Genomic DNA, 430 nt, shown 5'->3' with positions numbered 1-430 from the left:
CATTTAGATAAAGGTAACCTCCGTTGTGAAAGATATCCTGATACTTGCCCAAAGCAGACTTCGGCTTCATATTCTCACATTTACCATCCTTCGCAGAAAATTCCAAACCAGCTATATTCTTATTCACCAGCGGATCAACAATCTGCCCCCATACTTTACTAGGGCCATTACGCACAACCTACTGAGCATCTTTGAATGAAGCCATGGAATTCTCATTCTCCCTTACATTATCAACGGATAAATCTTGGAGCTGAGTTCCAACAACAATTTCATCTGCTTCCACAATAATGAAAGAGGATAAATGAGATATTAACAATGTCTGTTCTCCATTTATGATAACCACCTTTCCTTCACGAACGAACTTCAGCTTTTGGTGAAAAGTTGAAGTGACAACCCCTGCCTCATGTATCCATGGTCGTCCTAGTAAACA

At 40.2% G+C, this 430-nt stretch carries 1 protein-coding gene; it reads right to left on the bottom strand.

The window, feature by feature from the left end; translation table 11 throughout:
- Positions 1–178: 178 nt before the first annotated feature.
- On the bottom strand, positions 179–430 hold a 252-nt coding region (locus VSR34_RS38725; RefSeq protein ID WP_342965276.1), incomplete at its 5' end, for a hypothetical protein.

The sequence above is a fragment of the Paraburkholderia sp. JHI2823 genome (assembly GCF_038900695.1).
Taxonomy (GTDB): Bacteria; Pseudomonadota; Gammaproteobacteria; order Burkholderiales; family Burkholderiaceae; genus Paraburkholderia; species Paraburkholderia mimosarum.
The sequence above is the reverse complement of the archived record's forward strand: the minus strand, read 5'-3'. Positions and strand labels throughout refer to the sequence as shown.